We start from the raw sequence: 15,602 nt of genomic DNA, 5'->3' as shown, positions 1-15,602 counted from the left end.
GTCTCGATGAATCCACGAAATACTTGATTCCCGGGCGCCGCTATGCGGTTCTATGCTGAAGGGATACTTCATTCTACCCCGTTCTTAAGGAGGTCAGGATGCTCCCACATCGTCATCCACGCGCTCCCCGTGCCATTCTCATCGCCACCGCCGTCCTCGTGACCCTCTTCGCCGGGCGAGGAGCGGAGGCGGCGCCTTCGTATACCCTCTTCGAGAGCGGCCAGGTAAGGCCGCTCGCGCTCTCGCCGAACCGCGCGCTGCTCTTCGCGGCCAATACACCCGACAACCGCCTGGAGGTATTCCGCGCCACGCCGGGCGGCCTCTCGCACCTCTCCTCCGTGAGCGTGGGCCTGGAGCCCGTCGCCGTCGCCGCGCGCAGCGACAGCGAGGTCTGGGTCGTCAATCACCTCTCCGACAGCGTCAGCGTCGTCGACGTCTCGTTCCCCTCGCGCCCGCGGGTCGTGCGCACGCTCCTCGTCGGGGACGAGCCGCGCGATATCGTCTTCGGTGGTCCCGGGCGCTCGCGCGCGTTCATCACCGCCGCCCACCGGGGCCAGAACGCGCCCTTCGATCCGCAGCTGACGACGCCCGGGATCGGCCGCGCGGACGTCTGGGTGTTCGACGCGAACGCCGTCGTGAACGACACCTCGCTCGGCGGGGCGCCGCTCACGATCCTCACCCTCTTCACCGACACCCCGAGGGCGCTCGCGGTCAGCCCGGACGGGGCCACGGTGTACGCCGCCGGCTTCCACACCGGCAACCGCACGACCGCCGTGCACCGCGTGCTCGTGGAGGAGGGCGGCGGGCTGCCGCCGCCGCTCACCAACTTCCTCGGCGAGCCGCAGCCGAACACGTCGCTCATCGTGCAACACGACGGCGCCCACTGGGTCGACGTCGCGGGCCGCACCTGGGACGACGCGATCAGGTTCTCGCTGCCCGACAAGGACGTCTTCGCCATCGACGCCGCGGCCAACCCGCCGCGCCAGCGCCCCGGCGGCGCCGGCTTCTTCACCGGCGTGGGGACCGTCCTCTACAACATGGTCGTCAACCCGGTGAACGGGAAGGTCTATGTCTCCAACACCGAGGCGTTCAACCTCGATCGCTTCGAGGGCCCGGGGACCTTCGCCGGGTCGAGCGTCCGAGGACACCTGCACGAGAGCCGGATCACCGTGCTGGGCGGCGGCTCGGCCCAGCCGCGGCACCTGAACAAACACATCGACTACGCGACGTGCTGCGCTCCCGTGCCCAACCCGGAGAACGCGAAGAGCCTGGCCACGCCGCTCGATATGGCGGTGACCCCGGACGGCTCGAAGCTCTACGTCGCCGCGTTCGGATCGAGCAAGATCGGGGTCTTCAAGACGGCCGAGCTGGAGAGCGACACCTTCACGCCGAGCCTCGCGAGCCAGATCCCGGTGAGCGGCGGCGGGCCGAGCGGGCTCGCGCTCGATCCGCCGCGCGGCCGGCTGTACGTGCTCACGCGCTTCGACAACTCCATCTCGATCATCAACACCGCCGCGCGCGCCGAGGTCGCGCACCTCCCGCTCCACAACCCCGAGCCGGAGAGCGTGGTCCGCGGGCGGGTGTTCCTCCACGACGCGAGCTTCACGTCGAGCCACGGCGACTCGTCGTGCGCGAGCTGCCACGTCTTCGGCGACCTCGACAGCCTGGCGTGGGACCTCGGCAATCCGGACGACATCACCCAGACGAACCCCGGGCCGTTCACGAGCATCAACCCGCCGTTCCCCGCCGACACCACGCTGAAGCCCATGAAGGGGCCGATGACGACCCAGAGCCTGCGCGGCCTGGCCAACCACGGGCCGATGCACTGGCGCGGCGACCGCACGGGCGGCAACGACGAGCCCACCGCGCAGCCGGACAGCGGCGCCTTCGACGAGCGCGCGGCGTTCAGGCGATTCCAGGTCGGCTTCACGAACCTGCTCGGCCGGCACGCGCCCATCCCCGGCGACGACATGGAGGCGTTCACCGACTTCATCCTCCAGCTCACGTATCCGCCGAACCCGATCCGGAGCCTCGATAACTCCCTCACCCCCGATCAGCAGGCCGGGCGCGACCACTTCGTCCGCGAGGGCGTCGACGGCACGTTCTCGTGCGCGTCCTGCCACAGCCTCGATCCCGAGGCGAACGCCGACGCCGGCGAGCCTTTCCCCGGCTTCTTCGGCACCGACGGCGGGAGCGTCGGACAGGAGAACGGCCAGAGCTTCAAGAACCCCCACCTGCGCAACCTGTACCAGAAGATCGGCATGTTCGGCATGGCCGCGGTCCCGAGCCTCTTCCACCCCGGGGACAACGGTTTCATGGGCGACCAGATCCGCGGCTTCGGGTTCATGCACGACGGCGTGATGGACACGCTCTTCCGCTTCCACCAAGCGATCGGGTTCGAGGAGAGCGGCTTCACGCCGAACGGCTTCCCGCTCGACGCCTCCGGGGAGATCCTGCGCCGGCAGGCCGTGGATTTCATGCTCGCGTTCGACTCGAACCTCGCGCCGATCGTCGGGCAGCAGGTCACGCTCGGCGCGCGCAACGCGGCGGCGGCCTGGCCGCGGATCGACCTCCTCGTCGAGCGCGCCGAGGCCGAGGAGTGCGACCTCGTGGCGAAGCTCCCGTTCCTCTTCGAGGAGGTCGGCCTGCTCTACGTGGGAGGTGGCCAGTTCACCACGGATCGCAGCGCGGCCCCGCCGGTGAGCGATCTCGGGCTGCGCTGGTTCTCCGTCCTCACCGGGCAGCCGGTGACCTACACGTGCATGCCGCCCGGCTCGGGGGCGCGGTGCGGCGTCGACCGCGACAGCGATGGAGTCCGCGACGGCGACGAGCGCGACGCCGGCACGGATCCCGCGGATCCGTCGAGCCCCGGGTGAGCGAGCGCCGCGCCCCGCCGCGGGGCGCGGCCGGCGCGGCGCGGGCCTTCAGCCGCGCCGCGCCTCGCGCATGCACCAGCGGAGCGCCTCCTTCAGGCTGCGCAGCGTGCACACCTGCGACAGATCGAAGCCCAGCCCGACCATCGTCTGCGCCACCGGCGGGCGGATGCCGGTGACCACGCTCCGGCAGCCGAGCAGGGTCAATCCATTGACGATCTTGATCAGGTGCTGCGCCGTCGTCGTGTCGACGGAATCGATCCCGGTTAGGTCGAGGATCGCGAACGACGCCTGCCGCTCCACGACGCTCGCGAGCAGCGAATCCATCACCATCGACGCGCGATCCGCGTCGACCGCGCCGATCAGCGGGACGATGAGCACGTCCTGCCAGACCTCGATGATCGGGCTCGACAGCCGCGCGATCGACTCCTGCTGATCCTGGGTGAGCCGCAGCTGCTCCCGCAGCTGCTGCTCGACGCGGCGCTGCTGCGTGACGTCCTCGCTGATGGCGCCGACGCCGATGATCGTGCCGAGGACGTCCTTCTGGGGGACGAACCTGGTTCGCCAGATCCTGTCGTGCCGGCGCTGCTCGGCGTGCGCGATCTCTCCGGAGAGGGCGCGCTGGAAGGCCTCGCGCACGTCGTCCGCGTCGCCGCAGAGCTCGAGCATGTGTTTGCCTATCCCGTTCCGCTCGATGGCGCCGACCTGCGCGAGCGCCCCGCCCTGCGCCACCATGCAGATGCCGTCCTTGTCGAACGCCCAGATGATGATCGGCATGCTGTCGATGCACGTGCGGAGCAGCTCCGCCTGCGCGGCGAGGGTGACGTGGTCGGCCAGGTTGATCCCGAACGTCTGGACGCCGTCGATCTCGCCGTCCTCGCCGCGGCGCGGCGCATAGTGCACGATCCAGTGCACGCCGTCGGCCACGGTGTCCGTGCGGACCGTCTCGCCGGCGAGCACGCGCCTGCACAGCTCGAGGACCTGCGAGCCCTCGCCGTAGAGATCGCGCATGTTCATTCCGACGATCTGGCCGGGCTTGATCCCGAAGTGCGCGAGCCCGTTGCCGTCGGAGACGCGGAGCGTGCCCGCCTGGTCGCAGGCCCAGATCACCGCGTCCATGGTCTGGAACACGTCGACGAGGACGCGCGCCTGCGTCTCCCACGCCTCGCGATCGGGCTTCACGGCGGCCCAGAGCCCCGTGTCGTCGGCCCGCCACAACGTCCATCGCAGCGGGAGCGCCTTGCCGCGGGCGTCCACCACGCGCGCCGTTGCGGAGACGCTGCCCGCGCCGGCGCGCGCGGCCTTGATCTGGGCCGTCAGCTCGCCGCGATCGTCCTCGTGCACGCGATCGAGCAGAGGTCCGGGCGGACCCACGCATTCGTCCCAGGCTGGGTTGCTGGCGACCACCTCACCCGTGCCGGAGAGCAGCGCCAGAGGCATGGGCGTGCCGTTCAGCAGCGTCGTACACGAGACCGAGGTGAGCCGGTTGTCCATCACGTCCTTGCAAAGAGGCCAGAAGTGGCGGTCCTCGGCGCGCCCGCTCCAGGCCTCTCGCGGCGGGTGAACAAGCGATCTCCGGTCTCCGTCAAGACACCAGGTGCGAAGAGGTGCGATGCTGCGCTGATGCCTTGGTGCTGGGACGGTCGAGCCTAGCTACAAAGCGAGCCGTGTACCGGTGATATCATTTGACGACGCGAGGGCGCCAGCTTCATCGCAGTCCGCGGCGCGACGGCCGCGCGCTCCGCCCGACCTAGGTCCCGGCGGCGACCGCCGACCGTCCCGCTGCCTCGTCGGTGGGTCGCCCGCGCGCCTCCCGGCAGGGGACCCGGCGGGCCAGGACGACATCATACCAGCGCGCGGCGCGCGCTTCGGGCCCCGCCCCGCGCATGCGCCGGCGCGGCTTCACTCGAGGTACGCAGCCAGGCCGAGCCCTTGAGCGCGAATGGCTCCGGCCACGAGCCTGGCGATCTGCTCCGCGCCGGGGCGCGCAAAATGCGTGTGATCGTCGCAGAAAAACTCGCCGACGGGTCCCGCGGTCGTCGCGCTCACATCGCCTCCAGGTACCGGACAGAAGCTCAGGGAGTTGTACAGCGCGACGCTCAGCTCGTGGAGATCAATCACCGGCACGCCGTGCTCCGCGCCCGCTTCGTGGGTCGCGTCTACATAACCGCCGCGCGTCCCGCGGGCCGTGCTGCCATTGCAGGCGATCGCGCTCACGGGCGTCACGAACACGGGCTGGGCGCCTCGCTCCTGGGCCGCGAGAGCCATCATCCCATAACTCGCCTTGAATGCGTCGAGCCCCACGTGCCGATCACAGGTGCGCGACCCGTCATTGATGCCGAACTGGATGAACAGGTAGTCGCCCGGCTTCATGCCGCCGAGCATCTGAACCCACCTGTCCTGGAGCAGGGGCTCGCCGCTCGAGTCGCGGGTGAGCGCGCACTCGCCCGTGTCATCCATGGTGGTCTGCACGTGATAGAGCCAGGTGCGCACGCTGCGACCGCCGACGGCGCTGTTCACCACCGTGACGCGCTCGTCGAAGAGCGCGTCGAGCTGACCACCCCAGCCAGCAGGGCAGGGGGTCTGGCCATTGGCGACCGTCGAGTCCCCCGCGATCCAGATCGTGATGTCCGGAAGCGGCCCCGCGCCGCCCGCCCCGGCGCCGCCGCCCCCCGGATCTCCGCCCGCGCCGGCGGATCCCGTCGACGCCGCCGATCCCGTCGCGCCGGCGGGCGCGCCGCTCCCCGCGCTCGCGCCGCCCGCGCCGCCCGCGCCTCCCGCCGAAGGCTGCGCGCTCCCGCCCGCGCCGCCGGCGCCTCCCGCGCCGCCCGTCCCCGTGCCGCCGCCGAGCCCGGACGTCGCCGGGTCGGCGCTGCAAGCGACGGTGAACAGCGCCACCCACGACACGAGGGCGGCCATCCTGCAAGCGGCAGATCGAACGCTCGACTGCATCAACATGCGTTTCCTCCAAGCGACGAGATCGGAACAACGGGCGTGCGCGACGAAGGTGAGCACGGCCGTCTCCCTGTGTTGGCGTCGCCCTCCAACCAATCACAAGTCGGCGTTTTTTCCCCCGAAGTTGCCGACCGACACGCGCGTCAGAGCGCGCTGAGCGCAATTCTGAAGCAGCAGCAAAAATGGAGGCCGCGCGAGCGCCGGCGCACCTCGGCTATCGGCCGCCGCGCCCTCAGCGGTGCCACCGGAACAGCCACAGGCTGAGCGCGAATGTCGCCACCGTCCATCCGGCGAGGACGGCGATGCCGCCGGCGAGCTGGCCGGGATCGGTGACGCCGAAGAGCAACGTCTCCCGGATGAGGCGCACCATCTGCGTGCTCGGCAGGGCGGCTCCCACGACGGCGAGCGGGCGCGGCAAGGCGTCGAGCGGGAAGAAGATCTCCGAGAGGAAGACGACCGGGAAGTTCACCGCGCTCACGATGTCGACCACCAGGTCCTCGGTCTTGATGACGCAGGCGAGCACGAAGCCCGCCCCCATGAACGCGAGCAGGCCGAGCAGCGACACGAAGGCCGCCCAGAGGGCCGACGCCGCGGTGAACGGCACGTCGAAGAGCAGCGCCCCGGCCGCGGCGACGAGCGTGATCTGCGCGAGGACGAGGACGGACCGCGCCGCGATCTGCGCCCCGACGAACGTCACCCTGGGCATGGGCGTCGTCGCGAGCTTCTTCAGGAAACGGTTCTGGCGGTAGAGCACCATCGTGTAGCCGGTCGCGAACAGGCCCGCGACCATGACGCTGAACGTGAGGATCCCCGGGAAGAGGTAGTGCACGTACCCCCAGCGCGGGAGCTCCACGACGGAGAGCTCGGCCCGCGCGCCGGCCGACGCGGCGATGCCGCGCCCGAACAGCCGGTCGCGCGGCCCCACGATCACGCGGCACGCCGCGCCCTCGCGAGGGAGCACGAGGACCGCGCTCGCGGTGCGCGCGCGCAGCTGCGAGAGCCCCTCGGCCTCGCTCCCTACGTGCACGCGCCGCGCCGACGCGACCTCCTCGCCGAGCGCCGCGAGCGCGCGGTCGTCGCCGGGGGGCGACGCGAGGACCGCGATCGTCCGCTCCTCGAACGGGTGCCCGTTCATGAACACGAGCCCCACCACGACGAGGAGCACGACCGGAAAGAGCAGCACGAAGCTGCTCGAGGTCGGGCTGCGCAGCACGTCGAGCAGCCGGAGGCGCGCGAGCGCCCAGAACGCGTTCACCGTGCCTCCTCCGCCTCGCCGTGGCGCATCCGGACCGCGCAGAAGTGGAAGAACGCGTCCTCGACGCCGAGGCCGGTGCGGCGGCCCTCGGGCACCGCGGCGACGAGCTCGTCCCGCGGGCCGCTCGCCCGCAGCTTGCCGCCGACGAGGAACAGCAGGTGGTCGCACAGGCCGTCCGCCTCGCGCAGGTCGTGCGTCGTCATGAGCACGGTCCGCTCGCGCGAGACGGCGCGCAGCATCTCGCCGACCTCCTGCTTGCTGGCCGGATCGAGCGGCGCCGTGGGCTCGTCCAGCAGCAGCAGCTCGGGCTCGTGCACGAGCGCGGTGGCGATGAAGAGGCGCGCCGCCTCCCCGCCCGAGAGGCGCGACATCGGCGCGGCCGCGCGCGCGGTGAGCCGCGCGCGCTCGAGGATCCGGCGTTCGCCGTCCCTGACGCCGTAGATCGCCGCGAAGAGGCCCGCGTACTCCCGCGTCGTGCAGCGCTCGAGCTGCACTTCCTTCTGCATGACCACGCCGACCCGCCGCCGCGGGTAGGGGGGCACGGGCGCGCCGAAGACGCGGACCGCGCCGCGCGTGGGCTCGCTGAGCCCCTCGAGGATGTCGAGCAGCGTCGTCTTGCCGGCGCCGTTCGGCCCGAGGATGCCGACGAGGCCGGGCCCCCGCACGCGGAAGCTCACGTCCGACAGCGCCGCGACGCCGCCGAAGGTCTTCGTGAGCGACTCGACGGCCACGATCTCTTCCGGCGCGCCTGCCATGCACGAAAGCTTACCAGCTCGGGCGGCCCTGATATCCTCCTCCCCTCATGGCGACCGACCGGCTGATCCATGAGACCACGAGCCTGTGCCCGGCGTGCAAGATCGCCGTCGGCGCCCGGGTCGTCGCGACGCCGTCAGGCGAGGTCTGGATGCGCAAGGCGTGCCCCGAGCACGGCCCGCGCGACGTCAGGATCTCGACCAGCGCGGCCTGGTACGAGGCGACGCGCGCTGCGGTGCCGATCGCGTCCCCGCCGGCCGCGCCGCGGCGCCCGATCGAGCACGGCTGCCCGTTCGACTGCGGCCCCTGCGAGGGCCACGCCCAGCGCGTCAGGATGCCGGTCGTCACGATCACGAGCGCCTGCGACCTCGACTGCCCCATGTGCTACGTGCACAACAAGAACGACGGCGCGTTCTTCATGAGCAAGGCCGAGTTCGGGGACGTGCTCCGCCACCTGGTCGCCGGCTCCGGGGGCGACCTCGACCTCATCAACCTCACGGGCGGCGAGCCGACGCTCCACCCTGAGCTGCCCGAGCTCGTCGCGATGTGCAGGGACGCGGGCATCCACCGCGTGAGCATCTGCAGCCACGGCTTCGGCCTGCTCAGGAACGACGCGCTGCTCCGGCGCCTCGCGGAGCTCGGCGCGCGCGTCGCGCTCTCGTTCGACACGTTCGAGGACGCCACGGACAAGGCCCTGAACGGCGTGCGGAGCGTCGACAAGAAGCTCGCCTGCCTCGAGCGGCTCGACGCCGCCGGCGTGGACACGACGCTCATCCCGGTGATGACCCGCGGCCACAACGACCACGAGATCGGCCGCATCATCGACCTCGGCCTCCGGCTCGGCTGCGTCCGCCACCTCGAGGTCCACACGATGACGTTCACCGGCCAGAGCGGCGCGGGCTTCGATCGCGGCGGCCGCATCTCGACGATCGAGGTCCTCGAGCGCATCGCCGAGACCACGTCCGGGCTGCTGTCGCCGGAGGACTTCATCCCGTCGCCGTGCGCGCACCCGCTCTGCTACCAGATCGCCTACCTGCTCATGGACCCGGGCGGCGGCCCGCCGATCCCGTTCACCCGGTTCATGAGCCGCGAGGCGCTCTACGGCTGCCTCGGGGACCACCTCTACCTGGAGCCGAGCGCGCGCCTCGAGCGCGCGATGCAGGACGCGATCGACGCGCTCTGGGCTCGCGGCGGCGACGAGCGCGCCCTCGGCCTCTTGAACGGCCTCCTGCGCGCGCTGTTCCCGGCGAGGAAGCCGCTCCGCCGGGAGGAGGCCCTGCGGATCAGCGAGCGCGCGGTCAAGGCGGTCTACGTCCACTCCCACATGGACGAGGAGACGTTCGACGTCGAGCGCGCCTACCAGTGCTGCGACAGCAACTGCTACGCCGACGGCCGAACGGTGCCCGTCTGCAACTACAACGTGCTGTACCGCGAGAAGGAGCCGAGGTTCATGAGCGCGCCCAGGACGTGGTCGGATCGATCCGGCGGGAGGCGCGCCCTGCCGCTCCTCGCCCCCTCGCCCCGCCGGGAGGCGACGTGAGCGCCCCGGATCGGCTCCTCGACGGCGCGCGCTGCCTCGTCACGGGCGGCTCGCGCGGGCTCGGCCGCGCGATCGCGCTCGCGTTCGCCAGGCACGGCGCGCGCGTCGCGTTCACCTACTCGACCGACGACGCCGACGCCGCGGAGGCGACCCGCCAGATCGCCGCGGCGGGCGCCGCGCCGCTCGTCTTCAAGGGCTCCGTGGCCGACGCCGCCCACGCCCGGGACACCCTCGCCGCGCTGCACCGCGCGTGGGGCGGGATCGACGTCCTGGTCAACAACGCCGGCGTCACCCAGGTCCTGCCCATCTCCCTGCTCGAGGAGGAGGACTGGGATCTCGTCATGGACGTCAACGTGAAGGGCGCTTACCTGATGAGCCGCGCCGCGCTGCGGTTCATGATCCGCGAGAAGCGCGGGGTCATCCTCAACATCGGCAACTTCGCGTCCGAGCGCGTGATCGAGGCGCCGGTCCACTACGCCGCCTCGAAGTCCGCGCTGCGCGGCCTCACCGAGGCGCTCGCGCGCGAGGTCGGCCGGCACGGCGTGCGCGTGAACCTCCTCGGCCCGGGCCTGCTCGAGGAGGGCATGGCGCAGGGCCTCCCGCAGCACCGCCAGGCCGAGTACGTCGCGCACTCCGGCCTCCGGCGCCTCGGCCGTGTAGACGAGCTCGCCGAGCTCGCGGTGTTCCTCTCGTCCGAGGAGAGCGCCCTCATGAGCGCCGCCAAGCTCGTCGCCGACGGGGGGCTCTGACGTGGACGCCTACGACGACATCCTCCGCGACGGCTTCGACGAGTACCGCGCCTTCGTGAACCCGCTCATCGCCCAGCGGGCGAAGCTCGCGCGCGAGCCGATCCGGGTCGTGCGCGCCGAGGGCGGCCTGCTCGTCGACAGCGAGGGCCTCGTGATCGAGGACTTCCACGGCACCCAGGCCTTCGGCCACAGGAACCCGGCCGTCGCCCGCGCCGTGCGCGCCTTCCTCGACTCGGACGCGCCCTCCTGGTACCCGTCGCGCGTCAACCCGTTCGCGGGCCGCCTCGCGCGCCGCCTCTGCGAGCGGACCGGGCACTACGACAACGTCTTCTTCGGGTGCACCGGCAGCGACGCCGTGGAGGCGTCGCTGAAGCTCGCGCGCGCGCTCACCAGGAAGCCCGTGCTCGTCGGTCTGGCCGGCGCCTACCACGGCTGCTCTTACGGCAGCGTCTCGTTCATGGCGGAGGGCTACCTCCGCGACCCGTTCGTGCCCCTCCTGCAAGGCGCCACGTCGATCCCGTTCGGCGACGTCGACGCGCTCGCCCGGGTGCTCGCCGGCGGCGACGTCGCCGCGGTGCTCGTGGAGCCGATCCAGGGCGAGGGCGGCGTGCGCGAGCTGCCGCCGCCGTTCGTCGAGGCGCTCTGCGATCTCACGGCGAAGCACGGCGCGCTCCTCATCGCCGACGAGGTGCAGACCGGCATCGGCCGCTCGGGGCGCGGCTTCCTCGCGACCGAGGCGTGGCCGCGCCGCCCGGACGTGGTCCTCATGGCGAAGCAGCTCGGGGGCGGCCTCCTGCCGCTCTCGGCGATGATGACGAAGCGCGACCTGTTCGTGCGCGCCTACGGCAGGGAGTTCGCCGCGGGCGAGAGCCACAACAACACCATGGGCTACAACGCGCTCTCGATGGTCGCGGGGCTCGCCGCGCTCGACCTGATCACGGGCGAGCTCATCGAGTACATCCGCCGGACGGGCGTGTACCTGCGCGAGCGCCTGGAGGCGGCGCTCGGGTCGAGCCCGCTGTTCCGCGAGGTGCGCGGCGCCGGCCTCATGCTCGGCGTCCAGCTGAACCCGCCGGACCACCCGTGGCTCTCCTTCGAGCACTTCGGCTTCCCCGATCTCGCGCACCAGTCGGTGGCGTCGCCGCTCGTGTGCCACCGCCTTTATCGCCGCGGCTTCTTCTGCTTCACCTGCGGCCACGACTGGAGGATCTTCCGCTTGCAGCCCCGGTTCGACATCCCGCGCGAGACGCTCGACCGGTTCGTCGACGCCACCGCCGAGGCGTTCGCGTACGTGGAGGGCCTCACATGAGACACGCCGTCGTCTTCGGGGGTACGGGCGCGGTCGGCGCCGCGGTGCTGCGCGCGCTCGCCGCGCGCGGCGCGAGCGCCACGTTCACCTACTTCCGTCGCGAGGAGCGCGCCGCCGAGCTCTCGCGCGAGCTCGGCTTCCGCGCCGCGCGCCTCGACCTCACCGACGCCGCCGCGCTCCGCGCGTTCGTCGGCCGGATGGGCGCGGAGGAGCCGGCCCCCGCCGCGGCGATCCAGTGCGCGGGCACGCTCGACGCCACGCCGGCGCTGGAGCTCTCGGACGAGGCGTGGGATCGGTCCTACGCGGCGAACGCCCGCGCCGCCTTCCTGGTCGCGCGTGAGCTCGGCGCGTTCATGGCGCGGCGCGGCGGCGGGGAGATCGTGCTCGTCGGGGGGCTCGACCGCGCCCAGTCGCTGCCGGTCCCGGTCGCGTTCGCGGCGAGCCAGGGGATGATCGCGGCGACGGCCATGGCGCTCGCGAAGGAGCTGGGCCCCGCGAAGGTCCGGGTCAACATGGTGGCGCTCGGCCTGCTCGACGCCGGGCTGTCGTCGGCGCTCGGCGACGACCTTCGCAAGGACTACCTCGCGTTCTCGGCGTTGCGCCGCCTGGGCAAGCCGGACGAGGCGGCGCGCGCCATCACCTGGCTCGCCCTCCACAACACCTACGTGAGCGGCAAGGTGATCCCGGTCAACGGCGGGATCTGACTGGCGCGCGCCAGCACGCGCTCGGCGACCGCGTCCTCGTCATGGGGGGCGCCGTGCCGGCGCGGCGGGAGGTCGCTCGCGGCGTCTCCGCTGCGGAGGTCGCCGACGCGGCGCGGCGCGAAGCGGATGTCGTCGAAGACCGCGGTGCACCCGTCGCCGATCGGCGACTGGGCCGAGAAGCCGACGGCGAGCTCCGTTGCGCTGCCGAGCGAGAAGCAGCGGAGGAGATGCCACGTCGATCCGTCGGTGGAGGCGTGAAACGCGCAGACCCGCCCGAGCCGGGAGACGCGCAGCCACGCGTGGTCGCCGTCGACGGAGAGGACGTGGCGGTCGTTCGACAGGCCGCGGGTCACCACCGCGACGACCGTGGGCTCGCCCTCCGGGGAGAGCTCGAAGCAGAGCTTGGCCCACGCGCGCTCGTGCGCCCAGAGCAGCAGCACGCCGGCGTCGTACGGCGCCGAGAAGCCCACGGTCACCCGCGCGCTGGCGAGGAAATCTCCGTGCGGGGTCCCGAGCAGGCGCGGCGCGTTCAGCGCCGCCGTGGCGCCCTCCGGATCGAGGAAGAGGTCCGTCTTGGCGCCCGTCGTGACGGTCAGGCTCGATGCTTTGGCGGCGCTCCAGCTCCTGGGCGGCACCTCCCAGTGAAGTGGTGTCGGCAACGGCGCTAGATGAACAAGCTCACTCACGTTCTACGGCCTCCCCCTGCACGACACGCACGTTACCAGCCGAGTGCTTCTGACTTGTTACTGAATCGTCACAGGACGTATGAAAAATCTCCGTCCCATACGAATTCTCTTCTTCCCGTGGTTTTGCTGCCCGGCTGGAAGCCTTGTAGGCTGCCTGACGTCGCGGCGGTGTCTCGCTGCCGAGAGCGCCGGAAACGGAGGCTCAACCGTCGCAGGATGGGGCCGGCGAAGCGCAGGCTTCCGCAGGTAAAGTAGCCGGGGCGAGGCGACGGGCGCCCCGGGGCGAGGCGACGGGCGCCCCAAGACCCGGCCGTCACGGCGGCGCGATCCGCCGGAGCACTTCCGCGTAGACATCCGTCATCGTAGACCAGCGCGGCCCGCGCCGCGCCGCGCCGCGCTGCGCGAGGGGCTCGACGTCGTCACTCCCTGGGCGTATGCGTCGCCCTCGTGCTCGTGACGCGGACGACGGCCGATCTCTCGGACATCTCGGCGAGGCTCGTGACGAAGGTGTCGCAGTGGGTCGACGCGCTGATCGTCATGTTCCCCAACATGGTCGTCGCCCTCGTGGTGGTGACCGTCGCCTGGGGTCTTTCGCGGGTCGCCCGGCGGCTCGTCTACGGGGCGCTCGGGCGCCTGCACACGCCCCACAGCGTGAGCTCTCTCGTCTCCTGGCTCGCCAGCATGGCGGTCATCGCGGGCGGCCTCATGATCGCCCTTGGCATCCTCGACCTCGAGAAGACCGCGACGTCGCTCCTCGCCGGCGCCGGCATCGTCGGCCTCGCGCTCGGCTTCGCTTTCCAGGACCTCGCCGCGAACTTCATCGCCGGCGTTTACCTCGCCGTGCGTTTCCCCTTCCGCGAGGGGGATCTCATCGAGACGAACGATACCCTCGGGATCGCCGAGCGGATCCGGATCCGCACCACGACCATCCGCACGCTGGAGGGGCAGGCGGTGATGATCCCCAACAAGGAGATCTTCACGACCAAGCTCATCAATTATACCGACACGGGGGCGCGCCGCGTGGATCTCGCCGTGGGGGTCTCGTACGGCGACGACCTGGAGAAGGTGCGACGCGTGGCCCTGGACGCCGCGCGGCAGGTCGAGGGGCGCGACACGACGCGGGACGTCGAGCTCTTCTACGAGGCGTTCGGCGACAGCTCGATCAACTTCACCCTCCGCATCTGGATCCCTTTCCGGACGCAGGACGATTACCTCCGCGCGCGGAGCGATCTCGTCATGCGCGTCAAGGAGGCGTTCGACGCGAACGACATCACGATCCCGTTCCCGGTCCGCACGCTCGACTTCGGCGTGAAGGGCGGCGCGACGTTGACGGAGATGTCGCCGCGCGTGATCGTCGGCAAGGACACGCGCGCCTGACCGCGCCGGGGCGCGCCGCCGGCTGGCCCGCGCCGGCGCGCCCGCGACACGTGTGGGTGGCCGACACGCGCGGGCGCGCTCAGGTGCGGCGGCCGGCGCGGGCCGGCGCGCTCACGTCACGTGCCGCGTCCGGTGAGCGCGGAGCCGCGCCCGCCGCCGCGGGTGCCGATGCGCCCGCCGACCGATCAGTCGTGCATGCCGTTCACGGGGACGCCGTTCATGGCCCGCCGGTCCTCGTCGCTCAGCGTCTCGTGCGGCTCTGGCGCGGCGGGGCCGCCCGGGCCTTCCGCGCGCGTCCATCGATCGAGGAGGTAGATGAGCGGGTTGCCCGATCGGCTCGCGGACGCCGTGCGCACCCCGGCGCCGACGCGCTTCATCCACGCGAGCTCCTCGGCGGACATGGGGCCGCGCTCGAGCGCCGCGAGGGCCTCGCGCAGCTCGTCGGTCGTCTTCGCGCCGCACAGCGCGATGTCCACGGCGGGGTGGGTGAGCGCGAAGCGGTAACAATCCGAGCCTCGCGGAGCGCGCTCGCCGGGCGGGATGAGCCGCGGATCGAGCAGCGCCCCCCAGCGCGTCGCGGTGTACGCGACCACGCCGGGCCGCAGGAGGGCGCTGACGCCGGCGCCGCTGCGCGCCGCGCCGGCGCCGAGGTGCGGGAAGACCTCGGCCTCCGCCCCGGGGTGAGCGGCGTTGTACCGCACCATGATGGCGCCGTAGGTCGGATCGGCGATGTAGCGCTGGAACGTCGCCCGCTGGTGGCAGGAGATCATGAGGTGCCGCGCCTTGCCCGCCTCGCAGACGCGCCGGGCCGCGTCGAGGATGCGCGCGTCCGGGGGCTCGTTCCACCAGCCGAGGAGCAGCACGTCGGCGTGGTCGAGGCCGAGCCGGCGCAGCGCGACCTCCACCGAGGGGCGCACCAGCGCGGCCACGCGCGTGTACGTCTGGACGACCACGACCAGCTCGGCCCGCCTGGATCGCGCGAGGTGGCGCACGGCCGCGCCGAAGTCGGGGCGGCGCAGCGAGCCCCAGTAGAGGTAGTTGATGCCCTGGTCGACTGCCCACTCGACGTCCCTGCGGCAGACGCCGTTCGACGCGAGCCCGAGGCGGCTGACGCGCAGCCCTGTCCGCCCGAGCGTCGCCTTCTGGAATCCGGAGCGGTTCGTCATGACGTTCGTCCTCGCGCGCAAGCGCGGCTTGCAGGCGGCGCGTTGTGCGCCGCGCCCTGTGGATTAGCCGAGCTCATCGAGAAAGCCTGTCGGGCCGGACCGCATATGGGCTTCAGAGGCGCGAGAGGGCGCCGCCGGGCGGTCCCACGCCTCGCGAGGTGTCCCGAGCGAACCGCGCGGAGGCGGACGGCTCCAAGGCAACACGACGCCGCTCGACCGTAGGGGACGCAAGCTG

Annotated in this window: 12 protein-coding genes; 6 read left to right on the top strand and 6 right to left on the bottom strand. The window is 71.9% G+C overall.

Annotated features, from left to right (window positions below; all coding sequences use genetic code 11):
* Positions 1-98: 98 nt before the first annotated feature.
* Positions 99-2,876 (top strand): YncE family protein, encoded by a 2,778-nt coding sequence (locus WMF43_RS23360; RefSeq protein ID WP_437683335.1) that lies wholly within the window; start codon positions 99-101, stop codon positions 2,874-2,876.
* A gap of 48 nt (positions 2,877-2,924) precedes the next feature.
* On the opposite strand, the gene WMF43_RS23355 is transcribed toward WMF43_RS23360, so the two are convergent.
* The 4 genes from WMF43_RS23355 to WMF43_RS23340 all read right to left on the bottom strand — a co-directional run bounded on the left by WMF43_RS23355 (position 2,925) and on the right by WMF43_RS23340 (position 7,838).
* Positions 2,925-4,367 carry a PAS domain-containing protein gene (locus WMF43_RS23355; RefSeq protein ID WP_437683334.1) on the bottom strand — a complete coding sequence of 481 codons (1,443 nt, stop codon included), beginning with the start codon at positions 4,365-4,367 and terminating at the stop codon, positions 2,925-2,927.
* Positions 4,368-4,775: 408 nt separating this feature from the next.
* Positions 4,776-5,831, bottom strand: a complete 1,056-nt coding sequence (locus tag WMF43_RS23350; RefSeq protein WP_437683333.1) for a GDSL-type esterase/lipase family protein — start codon at positions 5,829-5,831, stop codon at positions 4,776-4,778.
* Between the two features lie 229 nt (positions 5,832-6,060).
* Entirely contained in the window at positions 6,061-7,083 is a 1,023-nt protein-coding gene (locus tag WMF43_RS23345; RefSeq protein WP_437683332.1) for an ABC transporter permease, read from the bottom strand.
* Entirely contained in the window at positions 7,080-7,838 is a 759-nt protein-coding gene (locus WMF43_RS23340; RefSeq protein ID WP_437683331.1) for an ABC transporter ATP-binding protein, read from the bottom strand. Before WMF43_RS23340 ends, WMF43_RS23345 begins: the two co-directional genes overlap by 4 nt.
* A gap of 47 nt (positions 7,839-7,885) precedes the next feature.
* Here WMF43_RS23340 and WMF43_RS23335 point away from each other — a divergent pair, with 47 nt between their 5' ends.
* Genes WMF43_RS23335 through WMF43_RS23320 form a run of 4 tightly spaced genes read left to right on the top strand, consistent with a single transcriptional unit; the run spans position 7,886 to position 12,138 of the window.
* Positions 7,886-9,376 carry a radical SAM protein gene (locus tag WMF43_RS23335; RefSeq protein WP_437683330.1) on the top strand — a complete coding sequence of 497 codons (1,491 nt, stop codon included), beginning with the start codon at positions 7,886-7,888 and terminating at the stop codon, positions 9,374-9,376.
* Positions 9,373-10,125, top strand: coding sequence for an SDR family NAD(P)-dependent oxidoreductase (locus WMF43_RS23330; RefSeq protein ID WP_437683329.1), 753 nt, complete (start codon positions 9,373-9,375; stop codon positions 10,123-10,125). Before WMF43_RS23335 ends, WMF43_RS23330 begins: the two co-directional genes overlap by 4 nt.
* A gap of 1 nt (position 10,126) precedes the next feature.
* Positions 10,127-11,434 (top strand): class-III pyridoxal-phosphate-dependent aminotransferase, encoded by a 1,308-nt coding sequence (locus WMF43_RS23325; protein ID WP_437683328.1) that lies wholly within the window; start codon positions 10,127-10,129, stop codon positions 11,432-11,434.
* Positions 11,431-12,138, top strand: coding sequence for an SDR family oxidoreductase (locus WMF43_RS23320; protein ID WP_437683327.1), 708 nt, complete (start codon positions 11,431-11,433; stop codon positions 12,136-12,138). The genes WMF43_RS23325 and WMF43_RS23320 overlap by 4 nt, the downstream gene beginning before the upstream one ends.
* Here the strand turns inward: WMF43_RS23320 and WMF43_RS23315 are convergent.
* Positions 12,096-12,797, bottom strand: a complete 702-nt coding sequence (locus WMF43_RS23315; RefSeq protein ID WP_437683326.1) for a DUF1349 domain-containing protein — start codon at positions 12,795-12,797, stop codon at positions 12,096-12,098. The genes WMF43_RS23320 and WMF43_RS23315 overlap by 43 nt on opposite strands.
* A gap of 474 nt (positions 12,798-13,271) precedes the next feature.
* On the opposite strand from WMF43_RS23315, the gene WMF43_RS23310 reads away from it, so the two are divergent.
* Positions 13,272-14,201 carry a mechanosensitive ion channel family protein gene (locus tag WMF43_RS23310; RefSeq protein WP_437683325.1) on the top strand — a complete coding sequence of 310 codons (930 nt, stop codon included), beginning with the start codon at positions 13,272-13,274 and terminating at the stop codon, positions 14,199-14,201.
* A 185-nt stretch (positions 14,202-14,386) separates the two neighbouring features.
* Here the strand turns inward: WMF43_RS23310 and WMF43_RS23305 are convergent, their stop codons facing one another.
* Positions 14,387-15,367, bottom strand: coding sequence for a hypothetical protein (locus WMF43_RS23305; protein ID WP_437683324.1), 981 nt, complete (start codon positions 15,365-15,367; stop codon positions 14,387-14,389).
* Positions 15,368-15,602 lie beyond the last annotated feature (235 nt).

This window comes from Sorangium sp. So ce131 (genome assembly GCF_051519095.1).
Taxonomy (GTDB): Bacteria; Myxococcota_A; Polyangia; order Polyangiales; family Polyangiaceae; genus Sorangium.
The sequence above is the reverse complement of the archived record's forward strand: the minus strand, read 5'-3'. Positions and strand labels throughout refer to the sequence as shown.